Origin of the sequence: Blautia sp. Marseille-P2398 (genome assembly GCF_964240315.1) — a bacterium.
GTDB classification, from domain to species: Bacteria; Bacillota; Clostridia; order Lachnospirales; family Lachnospiraceae; genus Blautia_A; species Blautia_A wexlerae.
In genome coordinates, this window is sequence record NZ_CAXSTD010000006.1 from 186,997 (window position 1) to 212,895 (window position 25,899).

The 25,899-nt window shown below is 42.2% G+C and carries 19 protein-coding genes; 2 read left to right on the forward strand and 17 right to left on the reverse strand.

Features of this window, described 5'->3' with window-relative positions; all coding sequences use genetic code 11:
• Positions 1-258: 258 nt before the first annotated feature.
• The 4 genes from codY to ACESZG_RS09140 all read right to left on the reverse strand — a co-directional run bounded on the left by codY (position 259) and on the right by ACESZG_RS09140 (position 6,087).
• Positions 259-1,044, reverse strand: coding sequence for a GTP-sensing pleiotropic transcriptional regulator CodY (gene codY, locus ACESZG_RS09125; RefSeq protein WP_008705703.1), 786 nt, complete (start codon positions 1,042-1,044; stop codon positions 259-261).
• A gap of 371 nt (positions 1,045-1,415) precedes the next feature.
• Positions 1,416-3,485 carry a type I DNA topoisomerase gene (topA, locus tag ACESZG_RS09130; protein ID WP_008705704.1) on the reverse strand — a complete coding sequence of 690 codons (2,070 nt, stop codon included), beginning with the start codon at positions 3,483-3,485 and terminating at the stop codon, positions 1,416-1,418.
• A 131-nt stretch (positions 3,486-3,616) separates the two neighbouring features.
• Positions 3,617-4,534 carry a DNA-processing protein DprA gene (gene dprA / locus ACESZG_RS09135; RefSeq protein WP_062807261.1) on the reverse strand — a complete coding sequence of 306 codons (918 nt, stop codon included), beginning with the start codon at positions 4,532-4,534 and terminating at the stop codon, positions 3,617-3,619.
• Between the two features lie 20 nt (positions 4,535-4,554).
• A complete protein-coding gene (locus ACESZG_RS09140; protein WP_373218014.1) occupies positions 4,555-6,087 on the reverse strand; it encodes a YifB family Mg chelatase-like AAA ATPase in 1,533 nt (510 codons plus the stop codon).
• 267 nt (positions 6,088-6,354) lie between these two features.
• Here ACESZG_RS09140 and ACESZG_RS09145 point away from each other — a divergent pair, with 267 nt between their 5' ends.
• The gene (locus tag ACESZG_RS09145) at positions 6,355-6,570 is read left to right on the forward strand and encodes a helix-turn-helix domain-containing protein (protein WP_020993399.1); all 216 of its coding nucleotides are present in this window, start codon (positions 6,355-6,357) and stop codon (positions 6,568-6,570) included.
• Between the two features lie 78 nt (positions 6,571-6,648).
• Here the strand turns inward: ACESZG_RS09145 and ACESZG_RS09150 are convergent, their stop codons facing one another.
• From ACESZG_RS09150 to ACESZG_RS09180, 7 genes are all read right to left on the reverse strand, one after another.
• Complete coding sequence (locus tag ACESZG_RS09150) at positions 6,649-7,251, reverse strand: hypothetical protein (protein WP_173701037.1); 603 nt, start codon at positions 7,249-7,251, stop codon at positions 6,649-6,651.
• 34 nt (positions 7,252-7,285) lie between these two features.
• Positions 7,286-8,701, reverse strand: a complete 1,416-nt coding sequence (locus ACESZG_RS09155) for an amidophosphoribosyltransferase (protein WP_373218016.1) — start codon at positions 8,699-8,701, stop codon at positions 7,286-7,288.
• Positions 8,702-8,909: 208 nt separating this feature from the next.
• Positions 8,910-10,865 carry a fructose-1,6-bisphosphatase gene (locus ACESZG_RS09160; RefSeq protein WP_173698197.1) on the reverse strand — a complete coding sequence of 652 codons (1,956 nt, stop codon included), beginning with the start codon at positions 10,863-10,865 and terminating at the stop codon, positions 8,910-8,912.
• 97 nt (positions 10,866-10,962) lie between these two features.
• A complete protein-coding gene (locus tag ACESZG_RS09165) occupies positions 10,963-15,453 on the reverse strand; it encodes a PolC-type DNA polymerase III (protein WP_118566122.1) in 4,491 nt (1,496 codons plus the stop codon).
• Between the two features lie 46 nt (positions 15,454-15,499).
• Positions 15,500-16,552, reverse strand: a complete 1,053-nt coding sequence (ispG, locus tag ACESZG_RS09170) for a flavodoxin-dependent (E)-4-hydroxy-3-methylbut-2-enyl-diphosphate synthase (protein WP_008705719.1) — start codon at positions 16,550-16,552, stop codon at positions 15,500-15,502.
• 85 nt (positions 16,553-16,637) lie between these two features.
• The gene (locus tag ACESZG_RS09175) at positions 16,638-17,780 is read right to left on the reverse strand and encodes a toxic anion resistance protein (RefSeq protein ID WP_373218019.1); all 1,143 of its coding nucleotides are present in this window, start codon (positions 17,778-17,780) and stop codon (positions 16,638-16,640) included.
• A gap of 35 nt (positions 17,781-17,815) precedes the next feature.
• Complete coding sequence (locus ACESZG_RS09180; protein WP_025579634.1) at positions 17,816-19,114, reverse strand: 5-bromo-4-chloroindolyl phosphate hydrolysis family protein; 1,299 nt, start codon at positions 19,112-19,114, stop codon at positions 17,816-17,818.
• A 226-nt stretch (positions 19,115-19,340) separates the two neighbouring features.
• Between ACESZG_RS09180 and ACESZG_RS09185 the strand changes: the two genes are divergently transcribed.
• On the forward strand, positions 19,341-20,366 hold the full coding sequence (locus tag ACESZG_RS09185) for a branched-chain amino acid aminotransferase (RefSeq protein WP_008705724.1): 1,026 nt from the start codon (positions 19,341-19,343) through the stop codon (positions 20,364-20,366).
• Positions 20,367-20,570: 204 nt separating this feature from the next.
• Here ACESZG_RS09185 and ACESZG_RS09190 read toward each other — a convergent pair whose 3' ends face one another.
• The 6 genes from ACESZG_RS09190 to ACESZG_RS09215 form a co-directional block, all read right to left on the reverse strand.
• Positions 20,571-21,062 carry a dihydrofolate reductase gene (locus ACESZG_RS09190; protein ID WP_227311405.1) on the reverse strand — a complete coding sequence of 164 codons (492 nt, stop codon included), beginning with the start codon at positions 21,060-21,062 and terminating at the stop codon, positions 20,571-20,573.
• Positions 21,063-21,166: 104 nt separating this feature from the next.
• Positions 21,167-22,015 carry a thymidylate synthase gene (gene thyA / locus ACESZG_RS09195; protein WP_022381165.1) on the reverse strand — a complete coding sequence of 283 codons (849 nt, stop codon included), beginning with the start codon at positions 22,013-22,015 and terminating at the stop codon, positions 21,167-21,169.
• A gap of 224 nt (positions 22,016-22,239) precedes the next feature.
• A complete protein-coding gene (locus ACESZG_RS09200; RefSeq protein WP_373218022.1) occupies positions 22,240-23,403 on the reverse strand; it encodes an RNA-guided endonuclease InsQ/TnpB family protein in 1,164 nt (387 codons plus the stop codon).
• On the reverse strand, positions 23,366-24,010 hold the full coding sequence (locus tag ACESZG_RS09205; protein WP_119253404.1) for an IS607 family transposase: 645 nt from the start codon (positions 24,008-24,010) through the stop codon (positions 23,366-23,368). The genes ACESZG_RS09200 and ACESZG_RS09205 overlap by 38 nt, the downstream gene beginning before the upstream one ends.
• 78 nt (positions 24,011-24,088) lie before the next feature.
• On the reverse strand, positions 24,089-25,063 hold the full coding sequence (locus tag ACESZG_RS09210; RefSeq protein ID WP_195981550.1) for a diacylglycerol kinase family protein: 975 nt from the start codon (positions 25,061-25,063) through the stop codon (positions 24,089-24,091).
• 411 nt (positions 25,064-25,474) lie between these two features.
• Entirely contained in the window at positions 25,475-25,660 is a 186-nt protein-coding gene (locus tag ACESZG_RS09215; RefSeq protein ID WP_147422222.1) for a hypothetical protein, read from the reverse strand.
• Positions 25,661-25,899: the final 239 nt, after the last annotated feature.

The window sequence follows — 25,899 nt, forward strand, 5'->3', positions numbered from 1 at the left end:
ATGAGTCGATTTCGCAAGTGCTTTTATCATTATAAAATAATCTATATTCTCCTTTTTACTTATATATACTCTTTTTTTCTTTTGTTTTCTTAATTTACAAATAATTTTGTCATATCTTCCTTGTCTTTCGCACTCAATTGAATTGTCTTCAAATACATTAATTAAGAGGCTTGCTATAATTCCTGTAACATAATAAAAAGACCGTCCACCATACAGCAGACAGCCTTCTTGCATTCATTATTTATGGAAGCTTCTATATCAGGATTTCTTATTTCTCTGAGCTTTAATCTCTTCCAGTTCATCAAAGATGACTTCATTCAGCACTTTAATGTAGGTTCCTTTCATACCGGAAGATCTGGATTCGATCACACCGGCACTTTCAAACTTCCTCAAAGCGTTTACGATAACAGATCTGGTGATTCCCACGCGGTCTGCGATCTTACTTGCAACCAGGATTCCCTCATCTCCGTCAAGTTCATCAAAAATATGGATGATTGCCTCCAGTTCGGAGAAAGATAAAGTATTAAAGGCAGATTTCACTACCTGCTGCTTTCTGTCCTCCTCAGCATTCTCCTCATGAACCGCTCTCATCATCTCAAGCCCTACAACGGTTGTTCCATATTCACTGACAATAATATCTTCAATATCATATGGTTTCTCATAACGATACATAAATACAGTACCCAGTCGTTCCCCTGCAATATCTATCGGATTAATGATTCCCTGATAACTGCTTGATACATGTTCAAATCCCAGTGTCTGAAGATTTACATTCTCTTTTGTTGACAGGACACCCAGAAATCTCTCGTTTAACAGGGAATCTACATATCCGCCAACCTTGTCCTCGATCAATTCAGTGATCTCCTCTACTCCCGGGCATAAACTGACACCCAGAACCTTTCCTTTTTTACTGAGAACCAGAATGTTGGAACTCAGTGTCTCCATCAGAACCTGACAGATGTCATTAAATACCACTTTGCTGGAACTGCTGTTATGCAGAAGTTTATTAATTTTTCTTGTTCTATCCAGCAGCTGAACACTCATATTGTCCTCCTTTCACCCTGTACATATCCGAAATCTTTCTGTCATTATTTCATAAATGAGCAGTCACTTTCTTTTGCTCGCAAGGAAGATTCAGACACACACGGTCATTAACATTACTGATACTTTGATTTTACACGTTTTAAAGTCAAATTACAAGACAAATTTTACTATTTTTTTATTTATTTTTGCTTTTCTGAAAATAGATTCCTTTTATAATATTATTCAATAAATATCATCATCAAAAATTCAAAGGATTGAAGACAAAAAATCAGAAAGTCACTGACTGTAAGACAAAAAACGGAACTGTTGCATTAATGAAATTCATTTTCAACTGCTGCAACAGTCCCATTTATAACATTTACAATCCGTTATTATTCTTTCTCGTCCTTTGCCTCTACATATCCACATGTCTCCTGGCTGCAGACAAGCTTATTCCCCTTTTCCACCATATAGCTTCCACATTTCGGGCATTTCTTTGCTGATGGTTTCTGCCAGGACATGAAATCACAATCCGGATTATCCTCACATCCGTAGTACTTACGTCCTTTTTTGGTTTTCTTAAGCACAATCTCTTTTCCACATTTCGGACATGCCACCCCGATCTTCTCAAAATATGGTTTGGTATTTTTGCATTCCGGAAATCCCGGACATGCAAGGAATCGTCCATGAGGACCATATTTGATCACCATATGTCTGCCACAGTTTTCGCAGATCACATCTGTCACTTCATCCTGAATATCAACCTTTTCAAGTTCTTCCTCTGCAGCATCTACATCCTTCTTCAGATCCGGATAGAAGTTGCTTACTACTGTCTTCCACTTTACAGTTCCTGCTGCCACACAGTCCAGAAGCCCTTCCATAGTCGCAGTGAAGTTTACATCTACAATACTCGGGAAAGCCTGTTTCATAATATTATTGACAACTTCCCCCAACTCTGTAACATACAGGTTCTTCTGTTCTTTTGCAACATAACGGCGGCTGATGATCGTTGTGATCGTCGGCGCATAGGTACTTGGACGTCCAATCCCCAGTTCTTCCATAGTCTTGACCAGAGATGCCTCTGTATAATGTGCAGGCGGCTGCGTGAAATGCTGTTCTGGTTTCAGTTCCTTAAGACTAAGCTTCATTCCTCTTTCAAGACTCTGATTCAGAACATTTCCTTTTTTCTGGTCCTCTTCATCTGTGTATACAGACATAAATCCGTCAAATATGATCTTGGAGGCAGAGACTGTAAAAATATACTGGTCTGCACCAATCTTTACAGATGTTGTTTCGTATTTTGCAGGAGCCATTCTGCTGGCCGCAAAACGTCTCCAGATAAGCTGATACAGTCTGAACTGATCTCTTGAAAGAGATTCCTTCAGTACAGCCGGTGTACGGCTGATGTCTGTAGGACGGATCGCTTCGTGAGCATCCTGGATCTTCTGTCCCTTTTTCACAGCTTTCTCAGACTTTGAAACATAATCCTCTCCGTACTGAGCAGTGATATATTCTCTTGCAGCAGCATCTGCTTCCTCTGAGATTCGGGTGGAATCTGTACGCAGATAAGAGATCACACCTACCGTTCCATTTCCTTTGATATCAATTCCTTCATACAGCTGCTGTGCCAGACGCATTGTCTTCTGTGTGGAAAAGTTTAAGGTCTTGGCTGCTTCCTGCTGTAAGGTACTTGTAGTAAAGGGAAGCGGTGCATTCTTGATCCTCTCGCCTTTCTTTACTTCATTGATCTCATATTCTTTATCTTTCAGAGAGGCCAGAAGTTTATCCATTTCCTCTTTGCTGTGGATATCCATCTTTTTATCTGTTCCATAAAACTTCGCCTGCAACGGTTTCTTCTCACCCTTCACCTGAAAATCTCCCTCCAGGCTCCAGTATTCTTCCGGAATAAACGCATTGATCTCATCTTCTCTGTCACAGATGATACGAAGCGCAACAGACTGTACGCGCCCCGCACTTAAGCCTCTCTTGACTTTTGCCCAGAGAAGCGGGCTGATGGTATAACCTACCATACGGTCAAGCATACGTCTTGCCTGCTGTGCATCTACCAGATCCATATCCAGGTCTCTGGCCTGTTTGATTGATGATTTTACTGCTGTCTTGGTAATCTCGTTAAAGGTAATCCTGTGCATCTTCTTCGGATCTTCTTTTAATGCCTGCATCAGATGCCAGGAAATTGCCTCTCCCTCGCGGTCAGGGTCAGTTGCAAGATAAATCTTATCTGCTTTCTTTGCAGCCTTGCGAAGCTTTGCAAGCAGTTCTCCCTTTCCTCTGATCGTTATATATTTGGGTTCAAAATCATGCTCAACATCAATTCCGAACTGACTCTTCGGGAAATCACGGACATGTCCGTTAGAAGCTTCCACATCGTAATTCGCACCGAGAAATTTCTTTATTGTTTTCACTTTTGCAGGTGATTCTACTATCACCAGATATTTCGCCATGCTACCTCTCCTAGTCGTAATCTGTTATTCTTCACAGTGTCCCTGAATGGGCACATTGCCTGACAGCGATATTGTTACATATGAAAATCGCCCTGCGCCGCAGAAACGTGAAGCACAATAATCATAAATCGTCAACTGTCTTTTACATAATAATGTCTCCCGCTCTCTCTTATGAGCCCCCGCAGTGTCAGTTCCACAAGACAGTTGCTTACCTGTGCCGGGGAAAAGCCTGTTTTTCTCACAATGTAGTCGGGATTTTTTGGTCGTAAATCGAGACAACTATACACCATATTCAAATCTCTTGCAAGTCCCAAGTTGTTTTTTTCACCGTTTTGTGTTACTTTTTCCATCGAAATTCCAAGTTCTTCCAGCATAATTTCCGGACAGTATGCAATCCCTGCGCCGTCGTAGATCAGCTTATGGCAGCCTCTGCTGAGTTCATCTGTCACTGCCCCCGGAATCGCATAGACCATCTTTCCCTGTTCCAGTGCAAATCCCGCAGTAATCAGCGAACCGCTGTTTTCTTTTGCTTCCACTACCAGAACTGCGTCTGACAAAGCACTGATGATCCGGTTTCGCGCCGGGAAATGCCAGGAAACAGGTCCTGAACCCAGTGGACATTCACTGATGATCCCACCATTTTCCCATAAGATCCTCTCATAAAGTTTTCTGTTAGATTTCGGATAGCATACATCAACACCACTTCCAAGCACCGCAAATGTAGGCATCTTTCCTTCCAGTGCGCCTTTATGTCCTTCTGAATCAATGCCAAGTGCCATACCGCTGATAATCTGGACTCCAGCTACACTTAACGCTTTCGCATACCGGAATGCCTGCATCCTTCCATAAGGACTGCACATTCTGGCACCGATCACTGCCACCGTTCTTCTCTTAGGATCAGGAAGTCTGCCTTTTACATAAAGCTTTGCCGGCATGGAGGAATACTGCTTCATTATCTGAGGATATTCCGGATCTGATTTCTCAATACATCGTATCTGACCTGTACTGTATTCTTCTGTATGATTATTTTTCACATCAGTTCTTTCCATATAAAATACCTCACTGACCTTTATTTTATGACAGAATCTTTGTCAAATGCCCTGTACGAAAGTGCTTCTCCGATATGATGACCGGCAATCATTTCTTCCCCTTCCATATCCGCAATTGTTCTGGCTACCTTCAGGATCCTGTGATAGGATCTGGCACTGAATGCGATTTTTTCAAAGGCTCTTGCCAGAAGTCGGGATGCGCTGTCTGTAAGAGGGCAGAATTTATCGATCAGACTGCTCTTCAGCTGCCCGTTAAAATTTATTTTCTCATCTTTATACCGTTCTTCCTGAATCTTCTGTACTTTTTCCACTCTTTTTCTGATAGCAGCGGAATTTTCTCCCTTTCTTCCACAGTGAAGCTGTGAAAAAGAAACCGGCGGTACCTCAGTGCTGATATCAATTCTGTCCAGAAGGGGGCGACTGATCTTTCCCATATAATGTGTGATCTCACCTGCTGTACAGGTGCATCTGTTTAAATCCGGATAATAACCGCAGGGACAGGGATTCATCGCTGCACATAACATAAAATCCGCCGGAAAGTTGTAAGTTCCGCTTGCTCTGGCTATCTGGATCACTTTATCCTCCATGGGCTGTCGCAGAAGTTCCAGACTTGCTCTGGAAAATTCCGGCATTTCATCCAGAAAGAGTACACCTTTATGCGCAAGAGTGATTTCGCCGGGTCTGGGATTACGCCCGCCTCCTGCAATTGCCTGCGGAGTACTTGTATGATGAGGGCTGCGAAATGGTCGCTCATCGATCAGAGGATGTTCTCTTGAAAGAAGTCCTGCAATACTGTAAATTCTGGTAAGCTCCAGCTTTTCTTCAAAGCCAAGCCCAGGCATGATCGTCGGCAGTCTTCTGGCAAGCATGGTTTTGCCCGTTCCCGGAGGTCCGATAAGGAGAAGATTGTGAAATCCGCTTACTGCAATTTCCGCCGCTCTTTTTGCCCCTTCCTGTCCTTCAATGTCTGAAAAATCCATTCCCATATCTGTATTTATAATAGAAGGAATTTCTTCCTGTATTTCCCTCTTCAGATAGGGTTCCGGATTCTTAAGACACTCGACCAGTTCCCGTAAATTTTTTACTCCTGCTACCGTCACATCCCTGATTAGTCTTCCTTCTTTCAGATTCTCATAGGGAACTACGCAAAAACGACTGCCCAAACTTCTTGCACACAACACAATCGGCAGGATTCCGGATATCCCATGGATTTCTCCGTCCAGACCGATTTCCCCTGCCATCATAACTCTGCTGACAACCTGAGGGCTGATCATCTCAAAAGCAGCCAACACTGCTGCTGCCACCGGTACATCAAAACCGGCTCCCTCTTTCTTCATGTCTGCAGGAGCAAAATTGACGGTAATTCTCTTTGGTGGAAACTGATAACCATTATTCTTGAGTGCTGTGCGTACCCGTTCCTGCGCTTCCTTTACCTGCGCAGAAGGAAATCCTACCATGATAAAGGAAGGAAGTCCGTTACTTACATCAGCTTCTACCTGCACAGGGCATACTTCCACCCCAAAAATTGCAGCTGATAATACACTTGCAAACAAATATAAACTCCTTTCTTCCGGCATAAATCTCCCCCGATATTTATGCTCGCCAAACAGCGGACGACTGAATAGTTACATCACTTAAATTGTATTGGAAATTATTTCAGAAATCAGATTTGAAAAAAGATTATTTTTATAATAGACCATTTTGCTCTGTTTTGCAACCGTTCATTTTGTTCTGTTTTATACTTTTTTCAGTACATAATCTGCGAAGGCTTTTCACAGATCATGTTTGGGAGTACACTACAAAACAGAGAGGTGAACTATATGAAATTTCAGCGTATTCAGGATTTACGTACAGATGCTGACATGTCACAGAAACAGCTCAGCGAAATTCTTCACATCAGCCAGCGTTCCTACTCTCACTATGAGACAGGTTCACGCAATATCCCGGTTGAAATGCTTATCAGACTGGCAAATTATTACGATATAAGTGTTGATTATCTGGTAGGACGCACTGATAAGAAAGAGATGAATAAATAAGTAAAATCACTTTTTTTAATATAAAAGGATTCCTGTAACTGTTTATGTTACTGAATCCTTTTATATTTTTTGTATCTTTTATTCTTTTATCATAACAGTATCCACAGAAGGATGGACTTTTGCACCCTCCGCTTTTGTTTTTGTCTTAATATTCACATAAAGACGACCATTATCAAAGGTAAGATAACCCTTTGCTACATTTCCCAGCGAGTCTGTAAACGAGAATCTGGTTGCATTTCCTGCGACGGATTTCTTTACTTTTGCCTTGCAGGTGGCTGTCTTTTTCTTATTTGTCTGTGAATAAGTAAAGATAACCGACTTCTGACTGAGTTTCTTAATTTTGATCTTAACCCTGCCGTTCTTACTGCGCCAGGTTCCCAGATAATCCTCCGGGTTAAAAACATAAGCCCGTTCCAGAACCGGTGTTGGCGTTGCCGTAGGAATCGGTGTTGGGGTAGGTGTGGGCGTAGCTGCAGGTGTCGGTGTTACAGTGGGAACTCTTTCCAGTGCCGCGATCGCTTCTGCTTTTCTCTGCTCTCTGTCCACATTCTTTCTGTGTTGAAGCAGCAGAGTGCCTGCCAGCATAAGCAGGATAAACAGGATAATTACAATTATCAGAAGTTTTATAAGTCTTTTTTTCTTTTTATTCCGTTTCTGTTTCCCGTTGTTTGTTACCGACAAATCTGCATCTCCTCTTCTGTTTCTTGTTCGTTACTTATTCTTTTCCATCCCAGCAATAGGTACAGAGTTTACATGGTGAAATTCCAATGGAAGCTTTCAGATCATCAAGTCTGTGGAATTTCAGTGATGTGAAATTCAGCTCCTTACGGATTTCTTCCAGCATTTCTTTATAATTTGTTGAATTTGGATCTGCATAGTCTGCCAGGACTTTATCACTGACATTCTCTCCCTCGCGTTTGGCGATCACACGTCTTGTGATCAGATCCATCTCTGATTTTGAACGTGAGAAATTCAGATATTTGCATCCATAAAGTAAAGGCGGACACGCAGGACGGATATGTACTTCTTTCGCACCATTTCTGTAAAGAAATTCCGTCGTTTCTCTTAACTGTGTTCCACGTACAATAGAATCATCAATCATCAGAAGACTCTTATCCTTGATCAGACGATGTACAGGAATCAGCTTCATTCTTGCGATAAGATTTCTCTGGCTCTGCTGTGTAGGCATAAATGATCTTGGCCAGGTTGGTGTATATTTGATAAACGGACGGGCAAAAGGCACACCGGACTGGTTCGCATATCCAATCGCATGGGCAATACCGGAATCCGGAACACCGGCTACAATATCGGGATTTACTTCTCCCCTGTCTCTCCTGGCCAGCATATCACCGCAATGATAACGCATTTCTTCTACATTCACACCCTCGTATGCCGAAGTAGGATATCCGTAATATACCCAGAGGAAAGAACAGATTCGCATCTCTTCCCCTGGTTTCTGCAGGGTTTCCACACCGTCCGGAGTCACTGCAACAATTTCTCCGGGTCCCAGTTCTTTCAGGTCTTCATATCCAAGATTCAGATATGCAAAGCTCTCAAAAGATACACAACAGGCATCTTCTTTCTTTCCCACGATCAGCGGAGTTCTTCCAAGACGGTCACGTGCTGCCAGAATCCCCTTTGGTGTCAGGATAAGCATGGTCATAGAACCTTCTATCACTTCCTGCGCATAACGGATTCCCTCAATTATGTTGTCTTTCTGATTGATCAGTGCAGCTACCATTTCTGTGGGATTTACGCTTCCTCCACTCATTTCCAGAAAATGAGTGCATCCGTTTTTAAAACAGTTGGCAATCAGTTCATCCATGTTATTGATCTTTCCAACTGTGGTAATTGCAAAGTTGCCAAGATGAGAGCGCACCAGAAGAGGCTGAGGTTCATTATCTGAAATACATCCAATTCCCAGATTTCCCTCCATCTCACCAATGTCACCATCAAATTTGGTCCTGAACGGCGCATTTTCAATGTTATGAATCACGCGGTCAAAACCACGTTTCTTATCATACACTGCCATTCCGCCTCTGCGTGTTCCCAGATGGGAATGATAATCAATTCCGAAGAAAAGGTCCAGAACGCAACTGGACTTTGATGCTACTCCAAAAATTCCACCCATTATCGTATTCTCCTTTTGTTCATCATCTTCAGGCAACTTTTATCATAATCCTCTTCGATAATCCATTTAAAAAGATTACTATAGCCCGTTTCATAACGTTTTCCTTCACTATAACAGTTCTTATCCTGCCAAATTGCTGTAAAAACAGTTATATCACACAACACTCCCATTATATAGAATGAAAATTTAGAAGTAAAGAGTTTTAATCTTATTTCTTTTCCTTGATGATACCTGTTCTGTATGCATCCAGCAGCTGGATCAATTCCTGTATCCTCTCTTTCAGCGCATGACCTGTATCTGTATCACCCACAAGCTGGCGTCTGGACATGTAGCTGACTGCCACGCGGTTCGATACAATATCAGTCTCTCTTGCCACAGCATCTGCTTTGGACGTAAAAGGTTCATGAGCAGTAAGATTCAGTCCATAGGAATTATAGATCAGCGTATATCCGGCAATTCCCGTTACTTTCTGATATGGCTTGGAAAAACCACCGTCAATCACGATAACCTTTCCATCACATTTTACAGGACTTTCTCCTTCACTCTGGTGTACCGGAACATGGCCATTGATGATATGCCCTTTTTCCGGATCCAGACCAAATTCACGAAGCATATTATCTACCACTTCTTCATTCTCCCAGAGGCGGTAATAAGCATTCTTCTTCTCTTCATGTGTAGAAGGATCCTCTATGAAATATCTTTCAAAAGTACTCATCTTGCTCTTGCCAAACAATGGTGAATTCGGAGCTGCCCAGATATACCACATAATATCTCTGCCCTTCTTCTGTTCTTCTTTTCCTACAGAATAGAATGCTCTGCGCACATAGGTTTCCAGTACATCGTACAGTTCTTTTCCCTTGTAGCTTTTTCCATAAATCTGTACTTCCCGGAATGTTCCGTCTTCATTCAGAGGAATGCTTCCGTGAAACAGAAGATTTCCGTTATATACTGTATAAAGCCCACCTTTGTCAAGTAGGAGACGGATGTGGTTTTGCAGTTTTTCACAGTTTCTGAATGCAGAGGACAGTTTGTCCATAACTTCTTTTTCTCCGGCTGTAAGTTCGTATGGATGTTTCCAGTCAATAGTCGGAAAATTATTGTCGCGAAGCGGATATTCTTTTCCGTCAGGCAGTGTGATCGTCCCTTTTTCCGGATTGATCCGATGAAGAAGTGCTCTGTCTTCCATCTGGAATTCTTTATGTCTGCGCACCAGTTTACCTTCTAATTTAAACTGGATCACAGCAATAGCCTTGTGCATTTTTTTGCCCAGTTCTTCCTCAAGAACATTATAATTGAAAGCACCTTTCATAGCAAAAATCTCGCAGGGATCATCCTTATACGCCTCCATCACAAAGGTCGCCAGAGGAAGCATATTGATTCCGTATCCATCCTCAAGAATATCCAGATTTCCGTAACGGATACTGTTTCTTACCACTGTTGCAATACAGGCTTTCTGTCCTGCTGCCGCACCCATCCAGACAACATCATGGTTTCCCCACTGAATATCCAGGGAGTGATACTGCATCAGGCGATCCATAATGAAATGTGGAGCAGGACCTCTGTCATAAATATCCCCCAGAATATGTAAATGATCCACGACCAGACGCTGGATCAGTTCTGCAAGCGCAATGATAAAATTCTCCGCACTGCCGATCTCAATGATCGTATTTACAATGGAATCATAATATGCCTCTTTATCGAGAACTTCCGCTTTCTCTGTGATCAGTTCTTCGATCACATAGGCATAATCTGTGGGAAGAGCTTTTCGTACTTTGGACCTGGTATATTTGGAGGCTGTTGTCTTACAGATTTCAATAAGACGGTAGAGCGTGATCTTATACCAGTTTTCCATATCTTCTTCCGTATCTTTGACAAGATCCATCTTCTCTTTCGGATAATAGATCAGAGTTGCCAGAGAACGCTTATCATTGTTACTTAATGTATGTCCAAACACATCATCAATCTTCTTCCTCACTGCACCGGAACCATTTCTGAGCACATGTGAAAACGCCTGATACTCCCCATGAAGGTCTGACATAAAGTGTTCCGTTCCCTTCGGCAGATTCAGGATTGACTGAAGATTGATAATCTCCGTAGATGCCTTTCCGATTGTAGGATAAATTTCTGCAAGTCTCTGTAAATATCTAAGTTCGTCTTTCTTCATATCCATCTCCTGTTATCATATATTATGATGTCAGGGCATTTTATGTTGCTGTCTGCACCATGCCCTGCAACACACTTTGCGGTCACAGAATTTATGCTCATCCTGTAAAGTCAAATAATGACATCTGGTTCGACTGCGGGATATCTCCGAATAATTTCAGATCATCCATCAGATCAATAACCGTTTTGCTGACCTTTGTTCTGTCGCGGAAGTCGTCTTTTGACAAGAATTTTCCCTGTTTTGCAGCATCAACCACTGCATCTGCCGCCTTATCTCCCAGTCCGTCAATAGTTGCAAGTGACGGCATCAGTTTCCCATCCACGATCTGAAATCTCTGTGCCTTGGCAGTATAAAGATCAATCGGTACAAATTCAAATCCACGTGCGTACATTTCCTGTACAATACGCATATCCTTCAGGGTATCCAGTTCTTTTTTAGATGCTGAATCACCTTTTTTGCGAATTTCTGCCATATAATACTCCAGGCGTTCCTTTCCCATACACATCATCTCATAGGAGAACGCTGTGGCGCGGATACTGAAATATGCCGCATAGTATGCCAGTGGCTGAAACACCTTATACCACGCAATTCTGTACGCCATCATAACGTATGCTGCTGCATGAGCCTTCGGGAACATATACTTGATCAGCTTACAGGACCAGATATACCAGTCCGGAACTCCATGCTCTTTCATGGTCTCGATCCACTCATCACGAAGACCTTTTCCCTTACGGACGCTCTCCATGATCGTAAACGCAAGGCCACTTTCCACTCCTTTTCCGATAAGGTAGATCATAATATCGTCTCGGGTACAGATAGCTGTGGAAATGGTTGCCTTACCCTCCTGGATCAACACCTGGGCATTACCCAGCCATACATCCGTACCATGAGAAAGCCCTGCAATACGGATCAGGTCAGAGAAGTATTTCGGCTTGGTGTCAATAAGCATCTGCATGGCGAAATCTGTACCAAATTCCGGGATTCCCAGACATCCGAGCTTACATCCGCCAATATCTTCCGGTTCAATTTTCAAAGCCTTTGTACTTGCAAACAATGACATGACATCCCTCTGATCCAGGGGGACATCCCTAGCACTGATTCCCGTTAAATCCTCCAGCATTCGGATCATAGTGGGATCATCGTGTCCAAGTATATCAAGCTTCAGCAGGTTTCCGTCAATAGAATGGTAATCAAAATGTGTGGTGATAATGTCACTGTTCACATCATTCGCAGGGTGCTGGACAGGAGTAAATTTCTCAATCTCCTCACCTACAGGAAGTACGATAATGCCTCCCGGATGCTGTCCTGTTGTACGCCGCACGCCTGTACATCCCTGTACGATGCGGTTGATCTCACAGTAACGTTTATGCACACCACGCTCTTCAAAATAATTCTTCACATAACCAAATGCAGTTTTCTCCGCAAGCGTACCGATAGTCCCTGCCTTGAATGTCTGTCCCTTACCAAAAATAACCTCTGTATATCTGTGTGCATTAGCCTGATACTCTCCTGAAAAGTTAAGGTCAATATCCGGTTCCTTATCTCCCTTGAATCCAAGGAATGTCTCAAAAGGAATGTCAAACCCTTCCTTTTTCATCCTGGTTCCACATTTCGGACAGATCTTATCCGGCATATCACATCCCGCCATACCTGCATACTGCTTTACTTCCGGTGAATCAAAATCACTGTATTTGCAGTCCGGATTAGGACAGAGATAATGAGGCGGCAGAGGATTTACCTCTGTGATACCGGACATGGTAGCTGCCAGAGAAGATCCTACAGAACCTCGCGAACCTACCAGATAACCATCTTCATTTGACTTCCATACAAGCTTCTGTGCAATGATATACATTACGGCATACCCATTGGAAATGATTGAATTCAGTTCCCTGTCAAGCCTGCTTTCCACAATCTCCGGCAATGGATCTCCATACATTTCATGCGCTTTTGTAAAACAGATATTCTTCAGATCCTGGTCGGAATTCTCAATGACCGGCGGGAATTTGTCCGGATGAATAGGTGATATCTTCTCAATCATATCTGCGATCTTATTTGTATTTGTAATGACAACTTCTTCTGCTTTCTCGCTTCCCAGATAGGCAAATTCTTCCAGCATTTCCTCTGTGGTACGTAAATACAACGGTGCCTGCTCATCTGCATCTGAGAATCCGTTTCCGGCCATAATGATCCTTCTGTAAATCTCATCCTGTGGATCCATGAAATGCACATCACAGGTTGCAACTACCGGTTTCTTAAACTGCTCTCCAAGCTTAACGATCTTCCTGTTTATCTCCTTCAGGTCTTCTTCGGAACTGATCATATCATGCTTATCATCTGCTATCATAAATCTGTTATTTCCAACAGGCTGGATCTCCAGATAATCATAGAAATTTACCAGTCTGGCTATCTCCGGATCCGGTGCATTTCTCAGAATTGCCTGATACAGTTCCCCTGCTTCACAGGCACTTCCCACCAGAAGTCCGTCTCTGTACTGCTCCAGCACACTTTTGGGAACACGTGGACGTCTGTGATAATACTTCAGGTGCGACTGACTCACTAATTTATACAGATTAATGCGCCCTGTCTCATTTCTGGCAAAAATGATCACATGGTAGGTCGGCAGTTTCCTGATAGTATTTACAGAAACAGCTCCCTGCTCATTCAGCATATCCACATCCCGGATATCACGCTCTTCCAGCATCTTTACAAACTTCACAAAAATCTCTGCAGTACATGCGGCATCATCTACTGCCCGGTGATGATTTTCCAGTGAAACCCCAACTGCTTTTGCTACCGTATCCAGCTTAAATCTGTTCAATGCAGGAAGCAGGAAACGGGCCATACCGACCGTATCTACATAAGTAAAATCATGTGCGATTCCCAGTCTGTCACAGTTTTTCATAATAAATCCCATATCAAAGTCCGCATTGTGTGCAACCATAACCGCATCCTTGCTGAATTCAAGGAATTTCGGAAGCACTTCTTCGATAGTCGGGGCATCCATGACCATACTGTCATTGATACTGGTCAGCTGTTCAATGCGAAAAGGAATCGGTACCTTTGGATTTACAAATGTGGAAAAACGGTCCGTAATCTCACCATTTTCTACCAGTACGGCGCCAATCTCTATGATCTGACAGGTCAGCGAAGAAAAACCTGTTGTCTCAATATCAAAGACCACAAATCTACCGTTCAGCTTCTGACCTTTTCCATTGGTCACCATACCTTTTAAATCATCTACCAGATAGCCTTCCATTCCATAAAGGACCTTAAAATCAGAATCCTTCGGCACACATCCGCCCCAGGCATCGAAACAGTGATTTGCCTCCGGAAACGCCTGTACAACCCCATGGTCTGTAATGGCAATGGCAGGATGTCCCCACTCATAAGCACGTTTCACCAGAGATTTGGCATCCGTAACCCCATCCATATCGCTCATCTTTGTATGACAGTGAAGCTCTACTCTTTTCTGTGGGCTGGTATCTACTCTGGCAGTTGTAAAATTGGCAATTTTCTTAATCCCGGCTATGGATGCAATAGTCAGTTCACTGTCAAAACGGTCTACTGTTGTCACACCGCGAAACTTCAGAAAAGCCCCCTTCTTTACATGTTCTGTCACTTCCGGCACCTGTTCATTGCGCAAAAACATCTTCACAACAATACTGTCCGTAAAGTCTGTGATCGGGAAGATAAGAATTGTTTTTTCATTACGGATTTCTCTGGCTTCAACCTCCATAACCTGTCCGCGGACGATCACCTCACCCATCTCACCGGTAATCGTCTCAAGTGCAACAGGCTCTCCTTCGAAATCTCTTCCATAGATAACATCCGGATTGCTGTCCCTTCTGAATCCACCCCGGAAATCTCCCTTCCTGTTGTCTTTGCGGTCTGCAAATGCAGCTTTTTTGTCCTTCTTTTCCTGCTGTCCCTTATCAGTCTTTTTCTCTGCTTTCTTCTCTGCTGTTCCTGCTTCTTCAGACTGAGCCGGCTCTTCATTCTTACTGTTTAATTTCGCATGACGGATTACATTTTCCACTTCCTGAGCGATCTGCACTGCTGCATTCTTACGGTACTTACTTTCCTGCGTCTCCCTGAACTCAAGTTCCACCTTTAAGTCCATTCCGCATCTTTCGCAGAAAACCTTCTGCAGATATTCGATCAGGATCCCGCTCTTTTCTCTGGCTATTACAGAATCAGGAAGGATCATATGAAGATCATTTTCTCCGGGAAAAGAAATCTGCGCCTGTCTGAACATATTGTATTCCAGCATATTGTAGCTGCGCAGTTCCAGTTCCATGCTGGATCTGTAAGTTTCCAGAAAGTTCTGAGGATTGTACTGACCGGAAAGGCGGAATTTCTCAATAACTGTAACTGTTACATTCAGTCCTGCAAAAATCTGTCTCTCTATCTGTTCTTCCAGTTCAAAGATATGCTTCTTATGAATCCAGCGTTCACTTTTTATATACACCCATATATGAGTTCTGGAAGGATTGCAGGACACTCTGGTCACAAAAACCATGTCCAGCAGTTCTTCCAGTTCTTTCTTCACTTTTAAGCTGGGAAATACGTCAAAAAAGTCTTTTTCCAAAATAAAATCTCCTCGTTGATCTGACAGGAAGTCTTCGTTCCAAATGTTACTTCCAGTTCAGAAGTTCTTCCCGCAACGTATCCAAAAGCTGATCTTCCGGAACTTTCTTTATGATCTCACCATGTTTGATCAGAAGTCCCACACCAACTCCGCCTGCAATTCCGATATCTGCCTCTTTTGCTTCTCCGGGTCCGTTTACCACACAGCCCATAACTGCTACTTTAATATCAAGCGGGATATCCTGCACCATGGTTTCTACCTTATTTGCAAGACCGATCAGATCGATCTGTGTGCGTCCACAGGTTGGACATGACACAACTTCTATGCCACCTTTGCGAAGCCCCAGAGTTTTCAGGATACGTTTTGCGGATTTAATCTCTTCTAAAGGTGCTCCTGTAAGAGAGACACGAATGGTATCACCGATTCCCTGATTCAGGATGATCCCCAGTCCGATAGCAGATTTAATGTTTCCGGAATAAAGAGTTCCGGCTTCTGTGATTCCTACATGAAGTGGATAATTCGTCTTCTCCGCGATCAGTTCATGAGCCTTTGCACACATAAGGACATCCGAAGATTTGATGCTGATCACCAGATTGTCATATCCCAGGTCTTCGATGATATGAACTTTATCCAGCGCACTCTCCACCAGCCCCTCTGCAGTGACTCCATGATATTTCTCCACAAGTTCTTTCTCAAGAGAACCGCTGTTTACACCAACACGAATGGGTATTCCTCGCTCCTTTGCCACATCAACCACTGCTTTGATTCGCTCTGTACTGCCGATATTTCCGGGATTGATCCGGATCTTATCTGCACCGTTTTCCATGGCTGCAATGGCAAGACGATAATCAAAATGAATATCTGCCACAAGTGGTATATGGATCTGTTTTTTGATTTCCTTCAGTGCTTTTGCAGCTTCCATAGTCGGTACTGCACAACGGATAATATCACAGCCAGCCTGCTCCAGTGCCAGGATCTGAGCTACTGTCTGTTCTACATCTTCAGTTTTTGTATTTGTCATGGACTGAATCAAAATCGGGTTGCCGCCGCCAATCTTTCTGTCTCCGATCTGAATCACTTTTGTATGATCTCTGTACATAATTTTCCTCTTCTCTCATTTGGAATCAAAGGGATATTCACAATCCGCTTTACAGTTTGATTAATTTATGTGTACTGCTGAACAGTTATCTGATTTCCAGAAGTTTTCTCCTCAGTTCTTCTTCCATGCGGTGCATTTCCATCTCTGCTGCCTGTCTCTTCTGACGGCCTTCCATCTGAATCCGCATCACATCATCCAGAGTCTGGATCAGATCTGCATTTGTCTTCCGGAGAGTTTCAATGTCAACTATTCCACGCTCTGATTCTTTCGCTGTCTCAACCGTTGCCATATGAAGTGTCTCTGCGTTCTTTCTGAGAAGTTCATTGGTGATATCTGTTACCTGTCTCTGTGCCTGTGCTGCTTCTGCAGAGTGAGCAATTCCCAGTGCAAGCACCATCTGACTCTTCCATAATGGAATTGTGTTTACGATCGTTGTCTGTATTTTCTCAACCATTACCGTATCGTTATTCTGGATCAGCCGGATCTGAGGTGCGGTCTGCATGGCAATCGTACGGGTAAGTTCCAGATCATGCAGTTTCTTTTCAAATCTGCTGCATTTCTCATCCAGATCTCTGGCTGCCTGTGCGTCTTCGGGAAGTCCGCTCAGAGCTGCCTTATTTTTCATTTCTGCAAGCTTTCCGTTTCTGGTTTCTTCCAGTTTCTTTTTTCCGGCAAGGATATACATGGTAAGTTCTTTAAAATAATTCAGGTTCTGTTCATACATCTTGTCCAGCATGGCAGAATCTTTCATAAGGCGCACCTGATGTTGCTGAAGAGAATCTGTGATCTTCTCCACATTGACTTGTGCTTTGTCATATTTGTTTTTCAGATTTTCAATCTTAGAAGTCTGCTTTCTGAAAAATCCAAAGAATTTTCCCTCCTCCTGTACATCAAAATCTTTCAGTTCTCCCACAACATTACTGATCAGTTCTCCAATTTCACCCAGATCCTGTGTCTTTACATTCTCAAGAGCTGTATCAGAAAAGTCCGCCATTTTTTTCTGGGTTCCTGCACCATACTGAAGGATCTGGTTAGTATTCTCAATATCAATCTTTGCAGCAAAATCATTTACTATTTTCTGTTCTTCCGGTGTCAGTACAGGCGCTTCCTCTTCCTTCTGTGGCTGATTTTTGGGGATCACTTCTTCTTTCTTTGCAAACTCTCCAAGATCCGGCTCCAGTGTTAATGATGGTGTTTCCATTTCAAAATCTTTAAATTCGTTTCCCATGTCCTCTGCCGCTCCTTTTTATCCTTTTCTTATTTTCAGTTCTTTTTCATTTTTGCAAAATCATCATCTGTCAGACCTTCCTGTGCAAGCAGCGTATGAAGCACTGAAATATCACTTGAAACATCCCACGCAGTATCCTGAAAGACAGAATCCAGAAGTTTTTCAAATGCCTGATTCAGTGTATCCAGCGTATCCTCTATCTCCTTTTTGGATGCCTGGATATTCTCTCCCTGCACAGGCTGCTGATCCATTTCTTCATATGCATCCAGCAACTTTACTGTCATGGGCAGATAATAATTCATCAGTTTCTTCAGATCCGGAATAATCTCCGGATGCTTCTGCGCCCGTTCAAAAATCTTCTCCACGATCAGTTCCATTCTGGATATTTTTGCAGAAATCTCCTCTCCCGGAATCGCATCGTTGCTCCTGTGGATCTTATCCAAAAATTCATTTCCTTTATTCAGCACTTCCTGCACTTCAGGCGGTGTGTTCTTTCTGTTTCTCTCCTGTTCAGCCTGATGTTTTTCTTCTTCCTGTTTCTTCTGCTCAAGTGCCTTCTGCGTCTGCGTATATTGCAGATAAGTCTCATTACTGGTGATCAGACAGGTTTCCTGTTCATCAATATGTCCCTGACGGAACCATCTGTCATCAATCATCTTTTTAATATCTTTTTTAACGAATTTCACCGGCTTATTTACTGCTGCAGATAATTGTTCAAAATTACAGTATGTGTGATTTCCCAGTGTGTCAATATACTTCTGAAAACGTTCCAGTTTACCCAGTTTTTTAATGCCGCCTGCGAGAAGTCCCACTCCTGTCAAAGCTCCGACTGCCATAAAACAGGTTCCACCGGTCACAAGGGAACTCATATGCCCCACCGCTCCAAAGATGCTAAGGACCAGAGTTCCCAGTCCCATTCCACTGGCAAGGATTCCACCTGAAACAGCAATCATCATACCTTTCATTCTTCCCCCGGTGTTCCTTTCATAAAGAGTCAGCATCTTCTCTTTTGCTTTCTCCTTCTCAATTCTCTGACGTTCCTGCTCCTGTTCACGTTCCCGCCTGCGCTTTTCTTCAAATTCTTTTGTTTTATTGCGGTATACCCCGGAATCACCGGACTGACTGTTTCCGGTTCCAAATACATTATTCAGACCATTTTTGATTGCCTCGCTTCCGGAATCTACAGCAGAATTTACTGCGCTGTTAACAGTCTGTCCCACCGTCTGCTTAATATCCTCGGTCATCTGGCGGTAATCTTTAGTAGAAACTGCTGTGTCTATGATCTTTTTTATTTTGTCTCCAAGTTCTCCTAATTCATCAAAATTCTCGCTCATATTTTCCTCCATTTTCTATTCCATATTATAGCGAAATCCTCTATAAAAAACAAGACTGGCGGATTTTTTGTTACTGTATGTGAACAGTAACGATTTTTCAATTTTTCATTAAAATTGGAAATTTCCCATTGAACTTAGCAGACAAAAGTTTTACAATGGTAAAGAGATAAACAGTAATCACACTTGTAAATACTGTAAATATGTGTGAACGGAGGAAAGATTCATTATGGAAAAAAAGAATATCGACTGGAGCAGCTTAGGCTTCGGTTACGTACAGACCGATTATCGTTATGTATCTAAATTCAAAGACGGCGCATGGGATGCCGGAGAACTGACAACAGATCCTAATGTAACACTGAACGAATGTGCAGGTGTTTTCCAGTATGCGCAGACAGTTTTCGAAGGAATGAAGGCTTACACTACAGAAGACGGACATATCGTTACTTTCCGTCCTGACTTAAATGCAGAACGTATGGCAAACTCAGCAAAGAGACTTGAGATGCCTGTATTCCCGGAAGACCGTTTTGTTGATGCAATTGTTCAGACTGTAAAAGCTAACGCAGCATATGTTCCGCCATACGGTTCAGGCGCAACTTTATATGTTCGTCCATATATGATGGGTACTAACCCGGTTATCGGTGTAAAACCTGCTGATGAGTATATGTTCCGTGTATTCACTACACCTGTAGGACCATACTTCAAAGGCGGTGCTAAACCGATTACAATCCGCGTCAGTGATTTCGACCGCGCTGCACCTCATGGAACAGGCCATATCAAAGCAGGTCTTAACTATGCAATGAGCTTACATGCAATCGTAGATGCTCACAAGAACGGATTCGATGAGAACATGTATCTTGATGCAGCTACACGTACCAAGGTAGAAGAAACAGGCGGTGCTAACTTCATCTTCGTTACAAAAGACGGCAAAGTTGTCACACCGAAGTCCAACAGTATCCTTCCTTCTATCACACGTCGTTCCTTAATCTATGTTGCCAAGGAATACCTGGGATTAGAAGCTGAGGAAAGAGAAATATACTTCGATGAAGTGAAAGATTTCGCTGAATGTGGTCTCTGCGGTACTGCTGCAGTTATCTCTCCTGTCGGAAAGATTGTTGACCATGGTAAAGAAATCTGTTTCCCAAGCGGAATGGAGAAAATGGGTCCGGTTATCCAGAAACTCTATGACACATTAACAGGTATCCAGATGGGACGTATCCAGGCTCCGGAAGGATGGCTGAAAGTTATTGAATAAATAACATCTGACTGCCAGACAGTTAACGTCTTTCAACATCAGAAGAATTGTTGCTGTTCATACACTGCTATCCCGCTGAGAACGTAATGAATAGTAACGTAGATTTTCACTATACAAAAACATCCCTCAGAATCAGTTTAAACACATTCTGAGGGATATTTTTTCTTTTACATCACTGATTTTTCCGGCTCTGCTTTGTTCCTTCTATTTCTTTCTCTCATACTTCACAAACTGATACTCCAGATCAAAGTATGTCTGCTCATCGCTCTCTCCCGTAATTTCCCATTCATCATCTTCGTCCAGATTTGGGAAATGACTGTCTGCTTCATATGCAAAGTCAATCTTTGTCACATGAGCTACATCACAGTACGGAAGCATCTGCGCATAAATGCTGTCACCACCTAGACAGTAAACATCTTCTGCCGGATATTTCTTTATCTCTTCCAGCGCTTCTTCAATACTGTGTACTATGATCGCACCCTTTACCTCATATTCTTTATTGGATGTGATCACAATATTGATCCTGTTTTTAAGCGGAAGTCCGTTTGGAAAACTTTCCAGAGTTTTTCTTCCCATCACTACTACTTTTCCACTTGTTTCCTCACGAAACATCTTCATATCTGCCGGAATACTTACCAGAAGCTGGTTGTTCTTGCCGATTCCCCAGTTTTTATCTGCTGCTACGATAACATTCATTTGAATTTTCCTCTCTTGATTTTATATTGTCAATTTAAGTCAGGCGAATAAAATCATCCGCATTCGCTACTTGCTCATAACCAGATAATTGCTCCACAGTTTGGTTAAACGGCAATCGGAATATTCTTAATCTGCGGCCATGTCTCATAATTCTCCACGATCAGGTCATCTGTTGTAAACTGATAGAAATCCTTCACTTCCGGATTCAGTTTCACAACAGGTGCAGGATATGGTTTTCTCTGGATCAGTTCCTTTATCAGCGGGATATGACGGTCATAGATATGGCAGTCTGCCACTACATGAAGCAGTTCCCCTGCTTCCATATCACATACCTGAGCCATCATCATAAGCAGAAGTGCATACTGACATACATTCCAGTTATTCGCTGCAAGGATATCCTGTGAACGCTGATTGAGGATTGCATTCAGAGTCAGCTTATCGTTCCCCGGTGTCTGTGTCACATTAAATGTCATGGAATATGCACAGGGATACAGATTCATCTCATGGAGATCCTGATGCACATAAATATTGGTCATAATTCTTCGGCTGAACGGATTATTTTTCAGATCATAGATCACTCTGTCTACCTGATCCATCATTCCTTCTTTGTACTGATGTTTCACGCCAAGCTGATACCCATATGCCTTACCGATAGAACCACTCTCATCTGCCCAGCTGTCCCAGATATGGCTGTGAAGATCATGGATATTGTTGGATTTCTTCTGCCAGATCCAGAGGATCTCATCCATGGCACTCTTTAACGCTGTACGTCTGAGTGTCATAGCCGGAAATTCCTTTCTCAGATCATATCTGTTTACCACTCCGAATTTCTTGATCGTATATGCCGGAGTTCCATCCTCCCATACAGGACGAACCTTTTCTCCTTCCGTACTTGTCCCGTTTTCCAGGATATCCTGACACATTTTTATAAATACATCATCTGCGTAACTCATTTTTCTTTACACTCCTGTTTTTCTGTTTTTTATATTGTTTCAGGTCTTACTTTAATCCGTTACTGAAAACTTATAAAAAGTTATAAACTTCTATGTTCCATTCCTACTTCAACGAGTATGCTTTTGATGATATAAATATCAATCTACTCACAAGTTCCTGTACTCTCCATAGGCGTAAATTCCGGACTAACGTATCCGTACATATTTGCATTAACGTTTCAGTGTCAGCTTGCAAATTTTTCTCCATAAGTCTTGAGATTTATAGATGCCTGGAAATCTCTGTCAATCATATTCCCACACGCACATCTATAAACTCTGTCAGATAACTTCAGATCTTTTTTGATGTTTCCACAACAGCTGCAAAGCTTTGATGATGGATAAAACCGATCAGCCACAATAAGCTGGATCCCTTTATCTCTGCACCTATATTCAAGCTGTTTTCTAAACCAGAAAAATCCCTGTGCCTGAACTGCTTTGGATAAATGTCTGTTTTTCATCATTCCGCTGACATTCAGATCTTCAATACATATAAATCTTGGTTTTCGATTTACGATCTCCGATATGGTCTGATTTAAATGATTTTTACGGATGTTTGTTAATCTGTGATTTCGTTTTAATAAAAGTTTTTCCTTTTTGATTACATTATTTGTTTTACAGTAACTTTCCCCTTTCTTATTTTTCTCGTAAGAACGAGAGATACTACGCTGTAATCTGCGTTTCTGTTTTTCTGATTTCTTTACTTTCCGACTCTTATTGATGTTCTTATACTTAGTCCCATCAGAGCAGACAGCCAGATCTTTGATTCCCAGGTCTATGCCGACTCCGTCATCATTAAGTGTTTCCCTGCAGTCAGGAAATTCTACACATACACTGATCCACCAGTTCAATCCGTCAAAGGATATTCGCGGATTCATATATTTAGCATCTGTCGGAATCCTTCCATGTTCTGCAAGTCTTACCCAATTCATTTTTTGCTTATTTGCCTTCCTGCTGGAGGAAAAGCCTTCAAATTTAACGTGGGTATTACTGAATCGTATCTTAACGTTGTCCTGATAGAACTTCGGCATTGATCTCTTTTTTGACTTGAATCTTGGGAATTTCTGCAAACCTTTGAAAAAATTCTTATAAGCAGTACAGGCATCTTTGATCGCCTGTTTGGTTACATTATTTGAAATACTCAGTAACCATGCATATTCATCAGAATGTCTAAGCTTTGTAAATTCTTTTCTGAGTTCTGCATCTGAAATGAATTTTCCGCCTTTTTCATAGTTTTCTATTTCCCTTGCCAAAGCCCAGTTATAGGCAAATCTTGAAGCACCGGCGTACTGAAACAACTTAGTTTTCTGCACGTTATTTGGTATCAACATTACTTTTATGGCTTTTACCATCTGCTTCCTCCTGTATCAATTCCCGGATAAGTTTCTTAGCTTTGTTTGCTCGTTTTCCTTGTAATTTGCAACTGAATACAGTGATTATCTGAAACAGATCTTCAACAAGTTCCTGCTGTTCGGACTTTTCAGTATTATCAATAATCTCAATCTCACAATTATAAAGTGAAGCGATATATTCTATCAACTCAAAACCAAATCGCAGTAACCGATCTTTATACAAAACAACAACCTTTTCAACCTGATTTTGAGATATTCGCCTGATCAATTCCTGGAGCCCTTTTTTCTTATAATTAATTCCGGAACCGATATCACTTATTATCTCAAACGGCTGTCCTTTTGCCAGAAGATATGTTTTAACATTATCAATCTGTCGTTCCAGATCACCTTTTTGTTTATGACTGGAAACACGACAATATCCAATTGTAATGCGGTTTTTAGGCTTTACATTTATTACCTGGTTGAGTTGCTCATCAGAATAATATCTATAGCCACTTACTGTAGTATGATGCGGATGAAGTTTTCCATTGGCATCCCAATTTCGTAATGTCTGGGCAGATACACCTATAATTTTTGAAAATTTATGTATAGAACAATATTTACTCAAAGTATCCACTTTCAATAATATTCTACTCTAATGTCTTATAAAACTCAACATGTGCTTATATAATTTTATAATTTATATTTAACTGCTTATAACCCCTTTCTGCTCATGCAGCAGCCACAGTTTCTTCTCCAGACACCGAAATTCCACTCTCGTCACATCTGCACAGTACTCTCCGTCTGCATGGAGCACCATTGGCTTATCCAGAATCAGGCGAAATCCTTTTTCATTTCTGATAGTAAAACCATTAATATGCTCCTGCTTTGCAGCAACCAGAAACGGAAGCAGGAAAAAAGTCTGCCATTTGGCGATTCCGGATGCACTGCCAAGCGAGAGCAGACCGTCCTGCACTGATGCATGGGGTGCCATGGGAACTCCTCCGCCTTCTGCCGGCAGATTCATAGCTGCCGCAAAGATCATCTTCGGAAGAATATAGCCTCCATGTTCTGTCACCACCTTTGCATTGGCTGTCTCCATGGTAAAAAGAGACTGCACCGTCAATGCAAGATATGTAAGCTTACCCAGATGGAAACGGTTTAAAACCTGTTTCAGTCTGGAATGAAGTGCTTTTTTACACACAAGTGCATCCAGTCCCAGGCCGGAACTGATTCCAAAAATCCGCGGCTTCTCACAGCCTTCCCAGCTTACCTGCCCCAGATCTATCCTGTAAAGTGCTTCACCTCTCTGGTCCTTTCTGATACAGGCACAGATTTCCCTCAGGCTCTCCTTCGGTGTTTTCGGCAGTTTCAGATTTCTCCCAAAATCATTCCCTGAACCAGTAGGGATCACTCCAAGACGTACCTTATCAAAGTCAGTAATACCATTCAGGACTTCGTTGATCGTGCCATCTCCCCCAACCACCAGCAGATAGACAGGCTCTTCCCCCTTCACCCGGGAAATCTGCTCAGCCAGTTTCGCGGCATGCCCTTCATATCTGGTCATATGGGCTTCATATTTTATTTTGTATCCCCGAAGCAGACACTGCGTCTCATTCCATACCCTGTGCGCCTGTCCTGTCCCAGCTCCATTATTTACAATAATCTGTATCCTTCTCATTCTTCCTCACTCATATATTATATTTTCTGCCGTTTCTTCTATCTCGTTATAAATGCCAATACCTATACTATACAATATTTATCCATCACATACAAGACTTCGAAACTGCGAAAATCCTCTTTCACCGTCTGTCCAGTTGCTGTTCACACATCACTATCCTTAGACATTGTTCCGCATAATAGAACATTTTTCACCATCCTCATCTTCATATTCATCATCTTCCTCACCAGGACTGTAAAGAGGATAGATTTCATGAAGATACTCTTCTTCCAGATCAGACTGAAACCCTTCCTGTCTGTTTTTGATTTTATTGATGTTTTCGGTGAAGCAGAAAAGAAATTCGCCCTTTTCAACATCATAATATTTACTTTCCCTAAGCGAGATGTAAGTCCGATTTTTTCCATATTTAACTTATAGGCTGTAATATACAGGTATCTTACAGGCTTTTTGTCGGAGTCTTCGTATCTGGTAATAAAGGTTGCTTGTATGGATATGATGTTTCTGGCACCAGCATTTATCAGAAAGACCACTGAACCGGCATTCCTGGATCAGATCCAGCCATTCTTTATCTGTACGTCTTGAATTTCTTTTAAGCATAAAAATTCAACTCTTGTTTTTTATTTGGAGCGGGATCAACACAGGTACCAGAAGAACTGAAGTGAAATGGTCCTATATGCCAAAACTAGAAAAGTTATAGAGATACCACTCCTTCTCATAAATTTTGAATACTGAGAAACCGGTGGATTATTCAGCACTTACGAAGCAATGCTGACTCACCTGCATAGCAGGTGGTTTATTTGTTTTCCAAAGCTCCGTTTTTCGGATCAGCGAAAAAC

Bases quoted from the DNA above. Each gene is read 5' to 3' on its own strand.
- topA (WP_008705704.1), bottom strand. From the start codon at position 3,485: ATGGCGAAATATCTGGTGATAGTAGAATCACCTGCAAAAGTGAAAACA.
- ACESZG_RS09180 (WP_025579634.1), bottom strand. From the start codon at position 19,114: ATGAGCGAGAATTTTGATGAATTAGGAGAACTTGGAGACAAAATAAAA.
- ACESZG_RS09215 (WP_147422222.1), bottom strand. From the start codon at position 25,660: ATGCTTAAAAGAAATTCAAGACGTACAGATAAAGAATGGCTGGATCTG.
- ACESZG_RS09160 (WP_173698197.1), bottom strand. From the start codon at position 10,865: ATGAAGAAAGACGAACTTAGATATTTACAGAGACTTGCAGAAATTTAT.
- ACESZG_RS09145 (WP_020993399.1), top strand. From the start codon at position 6,355: ATGAAATTTCAGCGTATTCAGGATTTACGTACAGATGCTGACATGTCA.
- ACESZG_RS09155 (WP_373218016.1), bottom strand. From the start codon at position 8,701: ATGGGTGGAATTTTTGGAGTAGCATCAAAGTCCAGTTGCGTTCTGGAC.
- thyA (WP_022381165.1), bottom strand. From the start codon at position 22,015: ATGAGTTACGCAGATGATGTATTTATAAAAATGTGTCAGGATATCCTG.
- ACESZG_RS09175 (WP_373218019.1), bottom strand. From the start codon at position 17,780: ATGGGAAACGAATTTAAAGATTTTGAAATGGAAACACCATCATTAACA.
- ACESZG_RS09210 (WP_195981550.1), bottom strand. From the start codon at position 25,063: ATGAGAAGGATACAGATTATTGTAAATAATGGAGCTGGGACAGGACAG.
- ACESZG_RS09200 (WP_373218022.1), bottom strand. From the start codon at position 23,403: ATGGTAAAAGCCATAAAAGTAATGTTGATACCAAATAACGTGCAGAAA.
- dprA (WP_062807261.1), bottom strand. From the start codon at position 4,534: ATGGAAAGAACTGATGTGAAAAATAATCATACAGAAGAATACAGTACA.
- ispG (WP_008705719.1), bottom strand. From the start codon at position 16,552: ATGTACAGAGATCATACAAAAGTGATTCAGATCGGAGACAGAAAGATT.
- ACESZG_RS09190 (WP_227311405.1), bottom strand. From the start codon at position 21,062: ATGAATGTTATCGTAGCAGCAGATAAAAACTGGGGAATCGGCAAGAAC.
- ACESZG_RS09185 (WP_008705724.1), top strand. From the start codon at position 19,341: ATGGAAAAAAAGAATATCGACTGGAGCAGCTTAGGCTTCGGTTACGTA.
- codY (WP_008705703.1), bottom strand. From the start codon at position 1,044: ATGAGTGTTCAGCTGCTGGATAGAACAAGAAAAATTAATAAACTTCTG.